This window comes from Paenibacillus sp. 32O-W, assembly GCF_007679495.1.
Classification (GTDB): domain Bacteria; phylum Bacillota; class Bacilli; order Paenibacillales; family NBRC-103111; genus Paenibacillus_L; species Paenibacillus_L residui.
In genome coordinates, this window is the sequence record NZ_VEGP01000069.1 from 1 (window position 1) to 16,787 (window position 16,787).

Below are 16,787 nucleotides of genomic sequence, written 5' to 3' on the forward strand. Positions count from 1 at the left end.
TTTCCAGTTAGTTTCCATATTTCTTCCGAATATAGAAATCTAACTGTATGAAATCCATTTAGTTTTCAAATTTCACATTATTGAAGCAATTCAACTCTTATTCTACCTTGAAAATCCATCCATTTTCACCATCTGATGGTGCCGGGCAAACGGAATGGCGCGTCTAAATGGAATTCCATTTAGTGGCCATGCAGCATTCTTCGGCATAACCGAACGCGGCGCTTTGATAGGCCCTATACCATGACGCGGCACCATCAGATAACCGAAGCTGGCGGATAATTTTAAAGGTAGCTTATACTAGACATCCACATTGCCGAAGTCAAGGGACAATTACCATTCCAACGGCTGCACAATCGTAAAAAAAGCTTCTAACGAAGACTTTTCGAAGAAGTTGTTGAATCCATCTTTAGCGGAAGCTTTTTATGCCGATTAGAAAGTTGTTTCATTTATTGCTTTAATGCACTTAAACTTTCTAATAGGGCAAGGATAAACGGCTATCGCCCCTTTGGACAGGCGCGTTTACCGATGAAATATAAGAACGGGTATAAGGTGAAACTTATATTTCTTCAGAAAAACCTCCGGAAGACCGAAAAGGCGGTCATCCAGAGGTTTTTCATTATCTATGGCCTAATATTGATTTTAGTCGGCCTGGCAACCAGCGTCCACTGCTCATCGGCAAATTCGTACCGGTAATAAGCCTGAACCCAGGCTTGGCCTTCGGCCAGCGCGGTCATGCTCGTTCCGTCTTCGCCTACGGCGATCAACTGGGATTCCGGATCCAGGGGCCGGATGAACAAGGGAGCCGGCTGCCCGGTGTATGACCGATATTGCACGGACCCGGATATCGAAGCGGACTCGCCCACCTTCATCGTCAACTGATCGGGGGCTTCTACCGCAACCGGTACACCGGCATAATCGTTCGGATTATCAGTCACGTCACTTATCGGCCAGGCAAAAGTGACAAGCCCCCGGTGTTTCACATAATCCAGCATTTCCGGAGTCATGGAATTGGAAGGATTGAAATGGACGTTCTCCCTCACCGCTTCCCTTATAAATTTATCCGCATGACCAAGCGGATTTTCCACGGGCGCCGGACCGTTATGGATATAGACCAGTCCGATCTCCTTGTTCAGCTGGCGGACCGTCTTTAGTTCCTCCAAGCGGAATGTGATGATAAATACATCTTGTTCCAAACCGTAGCTCTTAACAAGATCAATGATTTTTTGTTCCAGATGGGGCGCTTTAATTTCCAGGAACAAGGCCATTTCTCTCGTCTTCTTCTTGGAATTGACCCATTCCAGTAATTCTATAAGCGTCGGTACCTGGACCGGGTCCGCTGGCTGGATATAGTTGGCGTTCAGCTGTTTCATTTCAGCCAATGTCTTATCCCTGACCTTCCCGGTTCCGTCCGTCGTCCGGTCCACATTATCATCATGCATCAGAATGAGATGCCCATCCTTGGTTTCCAGTATGTCGGTTTCGATAAAATCGGCCCCTGCCAGCCAAGCTTGCTCAAATGCGGGCATCGTATTCTCCGGCACTTGATCGAGGGAGCCGCGATGACCTCCGATAAGGGGACGCTGGGTGACGGTCTTTTCATCGTACTGGCTTAACGAAGCAATGGCGTCGCGGGGATTTTCCGTTACTAGTCCGGCAGCCCCTATCGCTATCAAATCATGAGCAGCCTTCTCTTCCTGCCCGCTCATGCCCCATACCGTGATTCCGCGAATACGCAAGTAATGAATGCTGTCGGCCGTTAGCCTGTTGTGATCCAGCATGACGACGGAAGCACCGCTTTTGCGTGCTGCCAGCACGATCTTCTGAAGCTGCGCCTTGTTTAAAGAATGGTTCCCGTAGATAATTCCTCCGCGCAATTCACGGTTCATTTCCCGCACACCGGCGACCACCTGCTCATTCTCTGAGACGATGAGGGCATCGAGCATTTGTTTCTCCTCCAGCAGCTGTACCACCTTGGCCGCCGTTTCCGCACTATCCGCCTTAATAACCGGGATCAGCTTGCCTTCTATCCTATCCAACACTTCGGATAGAAGAGGCACCCGCTCCCCTGCGAATTGCGGAGAGAACCAGCTTCCTGCGTCCAGCGCCCGGATTGTCTCCCATGTGTTCTTATCGACACGGCCCTTTCCATTGGTAGTCCGATTCAGCGTATGGTCCTTCATCAAGACCAGGTAGCCATCGGATGTTTCCCGGACAGGAAGCATAATTTGGGCGGCCTCGGTTTCGAGCAGCTTGTCGACTGCGGCCAGGGTATTTTCCGGTGCATTGACTGCATCGCCGCCATAGGCCACAATCGTAGGCGATACAACAAGGCCGTTGGCAGGCTCCCGCGCAGCCAGGACGTCTTCCCGCAGCGTTCTGTCCGGAATACGGCTTTCATCGGCATATGGCCCGAATAGAATCACACCCGGAGAAGGGTTAGGCTGGGCGACAAAATCGATCGCACAATTATTCGTATCGATTTCATTCAACCTTTCGATCGAATGCCCGTTATTTCCAAATATCGTCGTGTCGTAAGGGGTAACCCCCGGGAATGGCGCCGGATCTTTCCAGACCACCGCATCGATAATTTGCATATCCCGGTCGAAGAGCAGAGCCTGATCGCCGGCATTTGCCAGCCGGACTGTACCGTCCGCCCAAGCCGTATTTTTCTCCAGAGTCGGAACCTCCGGCATGGAATCATCCAATTCAAAATCCGGAGTAATACCTGGCTTTAATCCCTTGGGCATTGCCCGCTACGACGATCACCTGATACGGCTCGATCAAGGTTCCCTCGGGAAATTTGAACATTCCTTCTCCGGCACTGCCCACTCTCGGGAACTCGGAATCGCCAATGTGGTAGCCGCTTATATCGATCACATCATCGCCGACATTCGTAATTTCAATGAATTCCCCAGTATCTTCATCGTGAATCGCGTCATATAGAACTTCCGTAATCAGCAGGGAACGACTGATCATCGGACCAGGAAACGGATGCGGCTCGTCGCTTCGAAATTTGTAGGAACCGGGAGTCGGCGCAAGCGGCCAGAAATCTATCGATGCATCTCCGGTTGTATATATCCGCTGCAGGGACTGGACATGCTGAGTCATCGCCGGGGCCGCCTTGTAGGTAACTCCGTTCAGCTTCCTCTCGATAATATAGGGGACATAATCGATGACCTGTTGGTTGTTATCCATCAACAATATATCGTCGCCCCCCTGGGCCAAACTGAGGTATCCTTTCCCCCAGACCGTATCCGCCAGCATATCCGGGACATTCGGATCCGGCCGAGGATTGTAGGTTGCATGCATGGGAAGTTCAAAATCGGCGGTAAAGCCGTATCTTTCACGGGTAATGATCGCTGATTGGGTGATCACTACCGACTCCCCGGCTCCGATGACGGTTCCTTGCGGAAACCGGTACATCCCTTCGTTGGCGCCCTTCGCTGCCGCATCCCCGATATAGTATCCGCTTATATCGACAGGCTCCTGTCCCGCATTGGAAATCTCCACATATTCGGCTCCGTTGTCACTGCCGGGGGCATCATACATAATTTCCGTAATCCAGAGGGATTGTCCGACCACCCTCTCACTGGCGTACACGATCTGGTCCTTAGGTGAAACAACAAGTCCGGAAGCTGCAAGCAGTACACTTAAAACAGAAAATACCGTTTTTATAAGCCATACTTTGCCGTTCATAAAGTTGCCTCCCGTTTCACTATTATTTCACACCGGCACTCAGAAAGCTGCTGATGATATGCTTCTGCACAAGCAAAAAGGCGAGCACAGGCGGAATGGACGCCAGAGTGGCGACAGCCATCATCGGCCCCCAAGAGGTTCCCCCTTCCGAGTTAATAAATAGCTGCAGGGCCAGAGGAATCGTGAACATGTTCTCATCGTTAATGACCATCAAAGGCCAGAAATACTCGTTCCAAACATTGATAAAAAAGATAATCCCAATCGCCACGATCATTGGTCGGACGGCCGGAACGACAATGAGCCACATGCGCTGCCAGTCACTGGCCCCTTCCACCTGCGCCGACTCCAGCAGTGCTTTGGGAATGGTGCGGAACGACTGCCTCAGGAAAAAAACACCCATCCCATTAGCCAGTTGCGGCAAAATAATAGCGGCATAGCTGTTGAGAAGCCCCCATCTGCTGAGCAGCAAATAGTTCGGCAGCATCGTTACCAAGACGGGAATCAGCATGCTGGCCACGATAATGTAGAACAGCGCATATCTGCCCCTGAACTCGAATTGGGTTAACGCGTAGGCTGCCAATATGCTCGTTAACACTTGAAAGATCGTAGCCGCCGCTGCGACAATGAACGAATTGAACACAAACCGGGACATAGGTGAACTAACCATAACATGTTGGAAATGTTCAAACGTTATCGGCAGAGGGATCGGATTGAGAAAATCGCTAAAGATTTGTCCTGTTTCCTTCAAAGAAGTGCTGACCATCCAAATGAGCGGAAAGAAGCTGAGCAGCAGTGCAACGATGAGCAGCAGGTGCCACCAGTTGAAACTAATTTTCATAGTGCACCCTCCGTTCCATCACTAATGCCTGGAAAATAATCAATCCGCTGAAAGCTATGAAGGTGAGAACCGAAACAGCGGAGGCCAGACCGCTTCTGAAAAATTGGAAGGCATACTGGTAAACCGTATAGACCAAGTGCGTGGTAGCCTGATCCGGTCCGCCGTTCGTCAGCATCTGAATAGGCACGAACGACCATTGGATGCCAAGAACAACGGTGATAACAAAAACAAACATAATCGTTCCCCCGGATAGAGGGATGTAAATTTTCCGGATCAGCCCCATGCTGCTGCTTACGCCATCGATGCGGGCCGCCTCCACGATGTCCTGCGGTACGGACAAAATACCGGACAACAGTAAAATAAAATGGTAACCGAACGTTTTCCATGAGGTGATGATGACGATCGAGATCAGTGCCCAACCGGGATCGGACAGCCAATTGACGCTCGGCAGCCCGATCAAGCCTATCAAATGGTTCACCGAACCGCTGATCGGATTGAACAGCCATAAGAAAACGATGGAAGCTACCGCCAGAGACAGAACGGTAGGAACGAAAATGGCGCTCTTCAAGAACGACTGCATTTTGCCGCGAACCCGAGTCACCGCATAAGCTACGAAAAAAGGGGCGACAAGCAGAAGGAGAAGCAGCAATACAATATACATTCCCGTGTTCCACACCGATTTCCAAAATTCCGCGCTTGTCAGCAAATGCACGTAATTGTCCAGCCCTACCCACTTGCGGTTGGGGCTCACCATATTCCAACTGAGAAAGCTGATTTCCACCGACTTCACAAGCGGATAATACACGAAGACCGCAATCGGAATGACGGCAGGCGCCAGATAAAGATACGGTTTAAGTTTTTTGAATACCGTCATTATTCGAACCCCATTCCCCTAACTTTTATTTCAACAACTCCCTGATCCGCTCTGCGGCCTTGGTCATGGCATCCTGCGCACTGCTCGTTCCGTTGAGAATCTGATCTCTGGCATCGATAAGCGCTTGTTCCGCCTGAAGTCCGTTCTCCCCCGGGAAGTTGGCCCATTGTACCGTAGAATCTTTTTGCTCGATTGCCGCTTTCATTAAAGGGTTGGATTCAAGGAAAGGCTTCAGACCGTTGGGATCTTCGGCCACTCCTTCACGGGGAGGCAAATAACCGGTCCCTTCCACCCATCGGGTTAATGCTTCGGGAGACTGCAAATATTTGATAAACTCCCATGCTGCCTTCTGCTTATCCGGATCCTTGGTAAACACGACCAAAGAGTTGCCCCCGGCCGGTATCGATCTCGGCTTGTTTCCAAACGTAGGCGATGTGGTTGTGCGAAGATCGAAATTGCTCTGCTCTTGAATGCCTTTCATCCGTCCGATGGTTGTGTACAGCATGGCGATTTTACCGTTGCCGAATGCCTGCTGGCCTTCCTCCTGTTTGGCGTGGAAAGCAAGCTTGTTCTTGACCATGTCTCCCATCATTTGATAAACCTCGACAACTTCGGGAGAGTCTACGACTACCTTCCTATTCCCTCCGTCGCCTTCCTGCCAATCCCCCCCGTTAGATTTGACCAGAGCGTATTGGGCCCAGTTATCCGGCGGTTCTTGAATATACAGCCCGTAATTGCCCGTCTGATCCCGCACCTTCTCGCTTAACTCCATGACTTCTTCCCAAGTCTTGGGCGGGCTGTCCGGGTCCCAGCCTACTTCTTTAAGCATATCGGCATTGTAATAAAGAACCGGATTGCTCAGACCGTACGATAATCCGACTATCGTGCCGTCATCCGCCTTGCTTAGCTCAACAATATTCGGCAAAAAGTTGTCCTGTATGAAATTAGGCTCTTCTTTATCCATCGCGGCGACTTCCATTATTGGGGTATATGGCAGGTTGCCGTTCACATAGGACAGATAATTGTAGCCCATCATGGCCACATCGGGAGGATGGCCTCCGGCAATGGCTGCCTGCGCTTGCTGGATGACCCCTTGGTATTGGTTGGGAATATACTTTCCTACCACTTGAATGTTCTCGTTCGTTTCGTTAAACGTATCAATAATTTTCTTGACTTCATTACCGCCCCAGTCATTGGAATTGACGTGCCAATATTCGATCGTAATCTTCTGCCCCGAGCCTTGGGAGCCTCCGTTGGAATTGCCCTGGGGGCTGCCGTTCGTCCCCGAAGAACAGCCGACAACAGCCAGCAATAAGGCCGGGATAAGCATACTAACGGACCAAAAACGTGCTTTTCTCACAGTTCTTTCCTCCTTGTTTGCATTTCCGTAAATTTAAGCGCTTTCAATTTTAGTACAATAAAAATTCCGCCCGGACTGACAAATTAATATTCGTCAAAAAATCAGATTTAAATCCAACCCCCTCGCTCATTTATGTTCATTTCATAGCAAGTATTGTTCGTTTGTGTATCGTAATAATACAACGATTCTTAATATTCAGTCAATAAAATTGTTTATTTTCAATTATATATGCACAATATTTTTTCGAGATTCCGCGTCTTTATGTTTATTTATATAGATTTAATGATTATAAAAGCTTGTGACGCTCTAGTCACAAGCTTATAAACATACTTTTATTCTTGATTGCCGTTTGTTGGTGTGCCCTGCTACCATAACCAGTCTTCAGACCATGGGCTTACTAAATCATAACGGGTAACCCGGGCGCCTTGGCCGGATAAGACTGGCCGAAGTTTTCCTTTGGCGCAAAGGAATTTCGAGCAACGAACGGCTGTGCGCTGATTAATTTGCAGGCTGGCAGGAGGCACCAGCGTTTTCCTGCAGTCAAGCTCGCGGTCAACCCGTGCCCCCTGTAAATTACCGCTGCTCCAGATGCCGGCGGAAGACTTCAAACATGGCTTCACAGATGGAGTCCTTCACGAAGGTGTTCCGCTGGGCAAGGATGCCGAGCTCGGGCCCGGCCTCGAGAAAATCCATCCGCCTCGCCATTGTTCCGGAGGGCAGCACGGAAGCCTCCACCTCGGGCACGAAGGCCAACCCCAGCCCGGCCTGAACGTAATACTTAAGCGCCGTGATGCTGGCTACTTCAATGTGGTTCTGCAGCGTCATACCCAGCTTGCGTGACAGGATCGAGTCCAGCTTGATCTGGAAAGGACAAGCCGCCGGAGTCAGCAGAAAGCGCTCCTTGGCCAGCTTCTCCAAAGAAAGCTCAGGCTCTTCAGCCAGGGGATGATCCCCGGGAAGCAGCAGGACAAACCGCTCGAAGCCGAACGGGTGGAACTCCAGCTCCACATTGGCATCCGACCGTCTGCATAGGGCGAACAGATGAGGCTCCGGCTGATGGCAGAGGGCGAAATCGACCTGATCGTCCAGCACCATCTGCATCAATTGCTGATTAGTTCCGACGGCGATTTGGATTTGAACATTCGGCTTCTGCTCCAGGAAGGCCGCCAGGATCTGCGGCAGCCGCTGAGTGGCGGACGGCTCCGAGGCGCCTATGTGAAGGACTCCGGCCTCCCCTTGACGGAATTCCTCGACGGAACGGTTGAAATCCGTATATTCTTTCAGCAAGGCACCGGCGCGATGATATACAAATTGGCCGGCCTTCGTCAGCTTCATCGTTTTCCCCCGCTCGAATAACGTGACGCCCAGTTCATTTTCCAGCCTTTTGATTTGCATAGTTATAGTGGGCTGAGAATACCGCAGCACTTCCGCCGCCCGGTGAAAGCTTCCCTCTCTGACAATCGTTTGAAACGTTTTAATCAAGCGAACCTGCATCCCTGTCACCATCTTTACGATTATTAATCAGTTCGATTACCATTTTCAATTATACTTTCGTGAATAAATTTAGTATGATGACCATTACAAGTTAAAACCAAGTAAATAAGTAGGTATAGTATTGTTTAAATCGTACAACAGATATCCCGACAATTCAAGACCGGCGTAGCCCCATGCGGTCGATGAGCTGCCGTCGTGCAGCGCGATACTGCCCGCTGGAAGCTGCACCCGGTGCGAAAAGAGGGGCTCCTTGAGCCGACGATTAAGCGGCTATGGAGTTGTGCGGATCTGCCACCTGCGCAATACCGCAATATGCGCCGAAAAAGCACATATGGAAAAACAATGATGGATCAAAGAGACAAAACATCTAAAGGGGGGGCCCCGGTTGTTGCCCGAAATTGAAGTGGAAAATGTCAGCATGCGCTACCGGACGGAAGGTTCCGAGGTGGTGGCCCTGCATCAGGTAAGCCTGGAAGTGAGCGCAGGGGAGTTCGTTTCGCTGCTCGGCCCTTCCGGCTGCGGGAAGACGACGCTGCTGCGAATCATGGCCGACCTGCAGCAGCCCACAAGCGGTGTAGTCAAAATTGCCGGCAAATCGCCAAAGGAAGCACGTCTCTCGCAAAAATACGGCATCGTGTTCCAAAGCCCCGTGCTGTATGACTGGCGAACGGTTAAAGCGAATATTACCCTGCCGCTGGAAATGATGAGCATCCCCAAGGCCGAGCGTAACAGACGAGCCGACGAGCTGCTGGAGCTGGTGGGGCTAGGAAATTTCAGCGATAGATATCCCTGGCAATTAAGCGGAGGCATGCAGCAGCGTGTAGCTATCGCCCGGGCGCTGGCGATCCGGCCGGAAATTTTATTGATGGATGAACCCTTCTCCGCACTCGATGAATTTACGCGAGAACGATTGAACGAAGAACTGCTCGCCATCTGGAAGCAAATCCAGAGCACGGTCGTGTTCGTGACGCACAGCATTCCGGAGGCCGTCTTTCTATCGGATAGGGTATTCGTCCTGTCTCCGCATCCGGGCAGATTGTCCGCGGTGGTCGATATTCCGCTGCCCCGCCCCCGTACCCAGAGCATGAGAAATGACCCGGAGTTTTTCCGGCTGATTACGGAAATCCGGGATCGTTTTGAAGGGGTATAGCATGAAAATCATTCACAACCGGCTGTTTCCGGTATTTGTAATCGGCTTGGCTCTGCTCGTGTTATGGGAGACGGCATCCTGGTACTTAACGGAAGTGCTTGATACCAATATGGCTCAATCCAAGCTGCCTTATCTTCATGAAATGGCGGCGACCTTGTTCACCTACAGCCCTACCCTGCTGCACGAAGGCTGGTCCACGTTCATGAATGCGGGTCTTGGATTTCTGCTCGGCGCTGCCGTCGGCTCCCTGCTGGCGATTATCATGAGCCTGTCCGTTTGGGTGGAACGGGTCAGCTTTCCCTACATCATTATTTCACAAATGATTCCCGTGCTCGGGCTGGCACCGATCATTTACGGAATAGTGCAGGACGAGAACTGGTCACGCATCGTGATTGCCGCGTATATAACCTTTTTCCCGGTCAATTTAAACCTGCTCAAAGGGCTGCGGAGCACAAGTCCCCAGGCCTTGGAATTAATGTGCTCCTATGCCGCGAGGACATGGAGCATCTACTGGAAGCTGCGCTTGCCCAACGGGCTGCCCGGGTTGTTCAGCGGGTTGAAGATAGCCGCTCCACTTTCGGTTACGGCGGCTATCTTGGTTGAAATGATGGGCGCCCAGCATGGATTAGGCGTTATTATGCTGCGCAATTTATACTACGGCCCGGCCAATACTTATCTGTTCTGGTCCACGGTAGCGGCGGCCGCTTTAACGGGAATAATCAATTACTTAATCATCAGCGGGCTGGAGAGGGCCATGACCCCCTGGCAGCCGGCTTATCGCAATAAGGGAGGTGAGCGCTGATGGAGGGAGCTGCCGCCCGTTCGTCAAACCAAGAGGCCGGACACCCGCCGATTGGTCGCAGAGTCATAACATTTGCCGTCCGCATCCTGAAACAATATACCGTTCCGGCGGCATTCGGAGCACTGTTTATTCTTCTATGGCAGTGGGAATGGTTCCATACCCTGCTGAATATCAAAGTGCATCAACTGCCGCTGCCCACATCCATTTGGAAAGCGCTGAGCTCGAATATTGATGTTCTGGCAAGACACGCCGGTTATACAGTTGCGGAAGCTCTGCTGGGAATGCTGGCGGGCTCGCTCATCGGCTTTGCCGTCGCCCTCTTGGCGACTCAATGGCCCCGCTGGGGCTCGACCGGCCTGATCTTCATCGCGGCCCTCAATGCCGTCCCCATTATCGCGCTCGCGCCGATTATGAATCTATGGTTCGGGGACGGACTCGGCTCACGGGTGGCGGTAGTCACCATCACGACGATGGCGGCCATGGCATTCAACGCTCACAGAGGCTTAACCCAGATCGATCCGCTGGCGCTTGACCTGATGCATTCTTACGGAGCCCGGAAGAGCGAGGTGTTCCGCTATGTAAGGCTGCCCAACTGCCTGCCTTATCTGTTTACCGCTCTGAAAATCAATGCGACCGCCAGTATGATCGGCGCTATAGTGAGCGAATTTTTTTACTCGTCCGGTGGAATCGGGTACTTGCTCTCCAACTCCATTAAAGTAGCCAAAATGTCCATGGGCTGGGCCTGCATCGTGGTCGCATCGGCGGTCGGAGTTATTTTATACATTCTTATTGAGGAAATAGAAAAGCTGGCCATCCGCTGGCATTCCTCCCGGAAAACATCCACATAGAAGGAGCGCAGATGATAACATGAAATCAAACTTTAAATGGATTCGCCCCGCCTGGATTCTCAGCTTGCTGCTTTCGCTGTCTCTGGTTCTGTCCGCCTGCGGCGGCGGGGAAAGCAAACCAACCGGAGCCGGAGAAGAAACCAAGCCGGTCAAAGTGAAGCTTCAGCTCAAGTGGCTTCCGCAAACTCAATTCGCCGGTTATTTTGTGGCCCTGGAGAAAGGGTATTACCGCGAAGAAGGGCTGGATGTCGAAATATTGCCCGGCGGTCCGGACATCGTCCCCGAGCAGCAGGTTGCCAATGGCACGGCCCACATTGGGAACTCTTGGGTAGCGAGCCTGCTGTCGCATCAAGAGGAAGGCTTTCCTTTGGTGGAAATCGCCCAAATTTCCCAGAGAAGCGGTCTGGTGCTCGTTTCCAAAAAATCGGCAGGCATTAACCGTCCGGAGGATTTGAAAGGCAAAAAAATCGGAAGCTGGATGGGCGGCCTTGAATTCGAAATTCTGGCTTTGTTGGACAAATACGGGATCGACGCCGACCGCGATGTGAAATTGACGAAGCAGGGGTTTACGATGGATCAGTTTTTCAACGATCAATTGGACACGGCGTCCGCCCTTACGCATAATGAGTTTCCCTTGGTGCTGAGTCAAGGCATTCCGGAATCGGACCTGAATGTCATCGATATGAACGATGAAGGGGTCGCGATGCTGCAGGACAATCTGTTCGCCAACACGGAATGGCTGGAGAACAATCGGGATGCCGCGGTCAAGTTTCTGCGTGCCTCGATCAGAGGCTGGGCCGATGCGATTGAAAATCCGGAGGCCGCCGTCGATATTGTCATGAAAAGCGTGGATGAAGGAAGCACGACAAGAGAACACCAGTTGAGCATGATGAAAGCGATAGGAGAGCTGATTCTGCCCAAGGGGACCGATCCGTCGCAGATCGGCCGCATCGATCCGGCCTTGTTCAAGCAGACGGCCGATATCGCCTACCAGTTCGGAGTAATTAAAGAAGAAGCCGATCTGTCCAAAGCCTATACAACGGAAATTTGGGATTCAGCCGCAAAATAATGCTAAGGTTACGGGAGAGTGAAAACTACGATGAAGAAAATATTAGTCAGCGCATGCCTGCTCGGCCAGAAGGTCAGATATGACGAGGGAGATGTTCCTTGTCTGGACCCCCGTTTTCTGAAGTGGCACGATGAAGGGCGCCTCATCCCCATCTGCCCGGAAGTCGTCGGAGGCCTGCCGATTCCCCGTCCGGATGCGCAGAGACAAGGCGACAAGGTCGTTACCGGAGCCGGGGTGGATGTCACCGCCGAGTTTGAGAAAGGAGCGCAGGCCGCCCTTCGTTTGGCCAATGAGCATCAGGTCGCTCTGGTCATTCTGAAGCAGGACAGCCCGTCGTGCGGTACTTTGTTTATCTATGACGGAACCTTTACCGATACGAAGGTGCCGGGAGAAGGGGTGACGACAGAGCTGCTGCGCAAACATGGGTACCAAGTGTTCGGCGAGGATCAGCTCGATGAAGTCGAGAAGGAGCTTGCGCGGATAGACGGATAACCGCCGAAGGAGAATGAAAGCTATATCCACCCTCAGTCCGCCAACGTGCGCCGGGAGAGCCTCGGTTGCTGCGGCCAATCTCAGTTGTGCAATAGAATGCCCTCAGGGCTTCTTTTCCCAAACCTGCACGCTAACTTCGTCCTTATCGGACGGAGTTTTTTTAATTTTTACAAAGAAGTGCTGCAGCGGATAGCGTCTCCTATCCATATAAATTGTGAACAATTGGTGAATTACCAATAATTAGTAATTTATCCCGGCTTCAATACCGAAAAAAATAGTGGGTGCTTCTACATAGGGAGAATAGAAAGGATCAGAACAATGAAAATAATGAACCACTTAAACAAATGGGCGGCCGCCGCCCTGATCACTGCCCTCCTGATGACCGGCTGCAGCAGCTCGGCAGGAGGGCAAACTCTGACCAGCGGCGACGGAGACGTCCAGATGACCTTCCCGTCCGATTGGAATCCGGGATCCGGAGCGGAATTGAACGTATCCGGCCCGAAAGATGACAAGGCTGTAATGGTAAACAGCGTGCCCAAGACCGATATGGCCGACGATATCGATCTGAACGGCTTCATGGAAGTGATGAAGGGCAGCTTCAGCAATCAATACCAGCTTTTTCGCATGTATGAGATTCAGGATGTGACGATCGATTCGCTTCCCGGCAAGCAAGCGGAATACACCGGCATGCTGGATAAGGATTTAATTCACGGAATCCTTACGATAGTCGATCAGGGGGATCATTTCTACCAAATTCTCGCAGTCACCCCGGATCAGAAATTCCATTCGACCAAGAAGGAATTATTCGAAATTATTAAATCGTTTAAAATCGTTCAAGCGAAGCCGGCATCGGGTGCCGGGGCTCAAAGTCCGACTGATGCCAAGGTCAAGCTGGCCAGCAGCGATGAGAGCATGGAATTGACGGTAACCGGCCAATGGGAGCAGATGAACGTGAAAGAGGTGGATATTCAGGCCGTCGATACAGCAACCAGCTCGGTGCTATTCGTCCTGGGACAGGATTATAATAATGAATCTTCCCTGGACCAATATTATCAGTTTATTGTGGACAACCGGCTGACCGATATGGAGAATCTGACGATTACCAAGCCCGTGAAGCTGACCGTCGGAGGCCATCCGGCACTGCAATTTGAAGTATCGGGCAAGGTGACGACTAACGGAATGAATATGGCTTTCCTGATCACCTTGGTGGATTCGCCCAAGCAGTACGTCCGCATAATGTTCGGAGCCCCTCAGTCCAGCATGGATAAGCTGCGAGACGGATTTGCCGAAGCGGTTCTTACCTACACCGAAAAGGAATAAGCGCGTTTTAGTCAACCTTAAATATTTTAGAAAAGCCGCCCCCGGCTCTATGCAAAAGATGCGTTTTGCAGAGGGCCGGTTTTTTTGTGCTCCGTCTTTTTCCAAAGAGGTTCAAATAATTCGTTTGTAACAGAATGTGTCTTAATCTTGTCTTGCAAGCCCAGTCAAAGATTGGCAATATAGAAAGAAGAGAACTATGGCAGCGAGAGGAATCAGCGGCTGCAGCAGGAACAGTACCTAACTCCGCGCATCGGCGGTTCAACTCCATATAAGCTGTTCACAAGGAAACGGGGAGGGAAGTCTCATTAAATCGGATGAACGGAATGTACCTCATGAAGCCTCCAAGGGAAATCGGGAAGATCCGCCCAAACGCCCTCATCAAGGCCAGGAACCTCATAGAGAGATGCACGAAGATGCAGATGAAGCGGCACTTGAGGAAGCGCGTGCCAAGAGCGGAAAACCGGAGGATACAGATCGGGACGCCGAATTTTCATATGAAGATTTTGATCCGGAGGACCCCTCCTTTTTTGATGATGACGATTCAGAGGAGGAGCCGAAGCCTTCCCGTCGGAAGCTGAGAAGGTGGATCGTTCTTTTGCTTGTGCTGGGCTTATTGGCTAATATAGTTGCTTTTTTCCCGCAGATGTTCAGCTTGCAGGCGATAGAATTTCTGAAGACAAACAGGGAATTGTCCAAGAATGAAGCGATTCAGCAATACAAGCAGGCGGTAGTGGTCGTAAATGCCGGCGGCCGCAAGGGGACCGGGTTTAACATTGCCGATAACGGCCTAATCCTGACCAATCATCACGTCATCGAAGGGGAGCGTACGAGCCTGGTCAGCTTTCCATCGGGCCAAAACTATACTGCCGACGTAGTGGCCAGCGACCCCGCCATTGACGCAGCCATCCTGCAAATAAGGGAGCCCGGCGAGCTCCTGCCTTCCCTTGATATCGAATCGGCATCCGATGTTCAGGAGGGAACACCTATCTACGTGATCGGCAACCCGTTATTCTTCAACCAGATGGCCAACGAAGGAACGGTTCTTGGTCAAACCCTCCTTACGGATTGGGAGGTGCCCGTGCTTATGATTCAAGCCCCGATCTACAAGGGCAACAGCGGCAGTCCCATCCTCAACAAAGAAGGCAAAGTCATTGCCGTTGTCTTCGCTACCACCAAGGCGAAACTGGGGGACCGAACAAGCAACATCGGGCTTGCCGTTCCTATCGCCCATTTTCATAAGTATCTGCCTCAAGGATAAACGGCTATCGCCGTCCTTTGGAAACTTATACTTTTTTAACAAACAACAGGAAGGGACCGCTAATATGCACCCCTTCCCGTCTATTTTCTCCAACTGGTTCAGTTCGTCGGAATATGGCTTACTAGCAGCTTACGAGTCTGCTCCACGATACTCCAACGTCTCGGCCACTTTCATCGACAACCCTTTGTCTTGAACCTGCTTTATATTATCGCTCAGCAAAATAATTTATGTTCATGGCTTCACGGACCTCAAGCATCGTTTCCCGGGCAATGCGCCGGGCTTGCTCCGTTCCGGACTGCAGAATCTCCTCCACCCTCTTCGGTCTGGCCTCATAGTAGGCGCGCCGTTCCCGCATCGGCTCCAGAATATCGTTAATCCGGCGGGCAATCCTTAGCTTGCACTCTGCGCAGCCGATTTTGGCTTGTGTGCACTGTTCCCGGATATCTTCGCTCTCCTCAGGCATAAATGCCTGAAGATAGGCAAATACAGGGCAAATGTCCGGATGGCCCGGATCGCTTTTATGAACACGGGCGGGGTCCGTCACGGCTTTCTTCAGCTTGGCCTCCACTTCGCTCTTCGACGAGTCCAGTGAAATGGCGTTGCCCTGGCTTTTGCTCATTTTTCCTTTCCCGTCCAAACCAATAAGCCTCGGCACCTCTCCCACCAATGCCCTCGGCTCCTCGAAGACGGCACCGTACAGCTCATTGAAGCGGCGCACGATCTTTCGTGTCTGTTCAATATGCGGTATTTGGTCCTCCCCGACCGGAACAAGCGTCGCTTTGCAGAAGGTGATGTCGGCCGCCTGACTGACGGGATATCCAAGAAATCCGTAATACAGATCGTCATACCCCCGATCGGCCGCTTCCGATTTGACCGTTGGATTGTGCCTTAATGTATTTACGGTTACAAACATGGAATAATACACTGTCAGCTCCGCGATCTCCGGAACCAGCGACTGAATAAAAATCGTCGATCGATCCGGATCAATCCCTGCGGCCAAATAATCCAGTGCCACTTCCCGCAAATGCTTCCTTACCAATTCCGGCTGTTCAAAGTGAGTCGTCAACGCCTGCACATCCGCCAGAATGAAGTAGGGGTCATACTCTTCCTGCAGCTTCACCCGGTTTTTCAAGCTCCCGACGTAATGGCCCAAATGCAATTTTCCTGTGACACGGTCGCCCGTCAAAATACGTTCCCGTTGCGGTTCTTGTCTCAATGGAATTCCTCCTCGAATAAAATGTTGTTCCTCTGCTTTCCTGCTCTCTCCGTGTTGCTTTCCACGTTCTTGACGATTTCAACGTTCTCAACGACCGCCACCAGCCATCTTCCATTTGGCCATCACCTCCTTCAAAAATAAAAAACCTCCGTCCCATAAAAAGGACGAAGGATCGCGGTGCCACCTTTAATTCGCCTGACCGAGCAGGCGCACTCTGAAGTACGGAATCCGGAATGACAAGGAACGGATTCGATACCCGACTCTGAATAACGGGGAGTTCATTCCCGGCTTGGTCTACTGGGGTTTAACCGGGTCCTCCCGGCTCGCTTGGGGCTGCTGCCTGCTTCTTAAGCTTTCCCTGTTCGACAAG

Annotated in this window: 14 protein-coding genes and 1 other annotated feature (1 of these 15 running past the window's edge); of the genes, 7 read left to right on the top strand and 7 right to left on the bottom strand. The window is 51.4% G+C overall.

All coding sequences use genetic code 11. The annotated features are described in order from the left end of the window. Positions 1–620: 620 nt before the first annotated feature. The 6 genes from FS806_RS20965 to FS806_RS20990 form a co-directional block, all read right to left on the bottom strand. Positions 621–2,747: a glycerophosphodiester phosphodiesterase gene (locus tag FS806_RS20965; RefSeq protein WP_144940528.1), complete on the bottom strand. Its 2,127-nt coding sequence runs from the start codon at positions 2,745–2,747 to the stop codon at positions 621–623. Next, positions 2,707–3,696 carry a lamin tail domain-containing protein gene (locus FS806_RS20970; protein WP_144940530.1) on the bottom strand — a complete coding sequence of 330 codons (990 nt, stop codon included), beginning with the start codon at positions 3,694–3,696 and terminating at the stop codon, positions 2,707–2,709. The genes FS806_RS20965 and FS806_RS20970 overlap by 41 nt, the downstream gene beginning before the upstream one ends. A gap of 22 nt (positions 3,697–3,718) precedes the next feature. Continuing rightward, a complete protein-coding gene (locus FS806_RS20975) occupies positions 3,719–4,534 on the bottom strand; it encodes a carbohydrate ABC transporter permease (protein ID WP_144940532.1) in 816 nt (271 codons plus the stop codon). Further along, positions 4,524–5,408, bottom strand: a complete 885-nt coding sequence (locus FS806_RS20980; RefSeq protein ID WP_144940534.1) for a carbohydrate ABC transporter permease — start codon at positions 5,406–5,408, stop codon at positions 4,524–4,526. Before FS806_RS20980 ends, FS806_RS20975 begins: the two co-directional genes overlap by 11 nt. A gap of 25 nt (positions 5,409–5,433) precedes the next feature. Beyond that, complete coding sequence (locus FS806_RS20985) at positions 5,434–6,768, bottom strand: ABC transporter substrate-binding protein (RefSeq protein ID WP_144940536.1); 1,335 nt, start codon at positions 6,766–6,768, stop codon at positions 5,434–5,436. A 573-nt stretch (positions 6,769–7,341) separates the two neighbouring features. Continuing rightward, positions 7,342–8,250, bottom strand: coding sequence for a LysR family transcriptional regulator (locus tag FS806_RS20990; protein ID WP_186328470.1), 909 nt, complete (start codon positions 8,248–8,250; stop codon positions 7,342–7,344). 430 nt (positions 8,251–8,680) lie between these two features. Between FS806_RS20990 and FS806_RS20995 the strand changes: the two genes are divergently transcribed. From FS806_RS20995 to FS806_RS21025, 7 genes are all read left to right on the top strand, one after another. Next, positions 8,681–9,412, top strand: a complete 732-nt coding sequence (locus FS806_RS20995; RefSeq protein ID WP_144940579.1) for an ABC transporter ATP-binding protein — start codon at positions 8,681–8,683, stop codon at positions 9,410–9,412. A 1-nt stretch (position 9,413) separates the two neighbouring features. Beyond that, entirely contained in the window at positions 9,414–10,214 is an 801-nt protein-coding gene (locus FS806_RS21000) for an ABC transporter permease (protein WP_144940540.1), read from the top strand. After that, a complete protein-coding gene (locus FS806_RS21005; protein WP_144940543.1) occupies positions 10,214–11,062 on the top strand; it encodes an ABC transporter permease in 849 nt (282 codons plus the stop codon). The genes FS806_RS21000 and FS806_RS21005 overlap by 1 nt, the downstream gene beginning before the upstream one ends. A gap of 19 nt (positions 11,063–11,081) precedes the next feature. Further along, entirely contained in the window at positions 11,082–12,131 is a 1,050-nt protein-coding gene (locus tag FS806_RS21010; RefSeq protein WP_144940545.1) for an ABC transporter substrate-binding protein, read from the top strand. 30 nt (positions 12,132–12,161) lie between these two features. Continuing rightward, on the top strand, positions 12,162–12,623 hold the full coding sequence (locus FS806_RS21015) for a 2-thiouracil desulfurase family protein (protein ID WP_144940546.1): 462 nt from the start codon (positions 12,162–12,164) through the stop codon (positions 12,621–12,623). A gap of 327 nt (positions 12,624–12,950) precedes the next feature. Then, entirely contained in the window at positions 12,951–13,943 is a 993-nt protein-coding gene (locus tag FS806_RS21020) for a hypothetical protein (protein ID WP_222126739.1), read from the top strand. Between the two features lie 403 nt (positions 13,944–14,346). Next, a complete protein-coding gene (locus FS806_RS21025) occupies positions 14,347–15,201 on the top strand; it encodes a S1C family serine protease (RefSeq protein WP_144940550.1) in 855 nt (284 codons plus the stop codon). Between the two features lie 205 nt (positions 15,202–15,406). Here the strand turns inward: FS806_RS21025 and trpS are convergent, their stop codons facing one another. Further along, the gene (gene trpS, locus FS806_RS21030) at positions 15,407–16,417 is read right to left on the bottom strand and encodes a tryptophan--tRNA ligase (RefSeq protein WP_144940552.1); all 1,011 of its coding nucleotides are present in this window, start codon (positions 16,415–16,417) and stop codon (positions 15,407–15,409) included. A 157-nt stretch (positions 16,418–16,574) separates the two neighbouring features. Then, positions 16,575–16,787: a binding site (T-box leader), on the bottom strand; it runs 106 nt beyond the window's last position.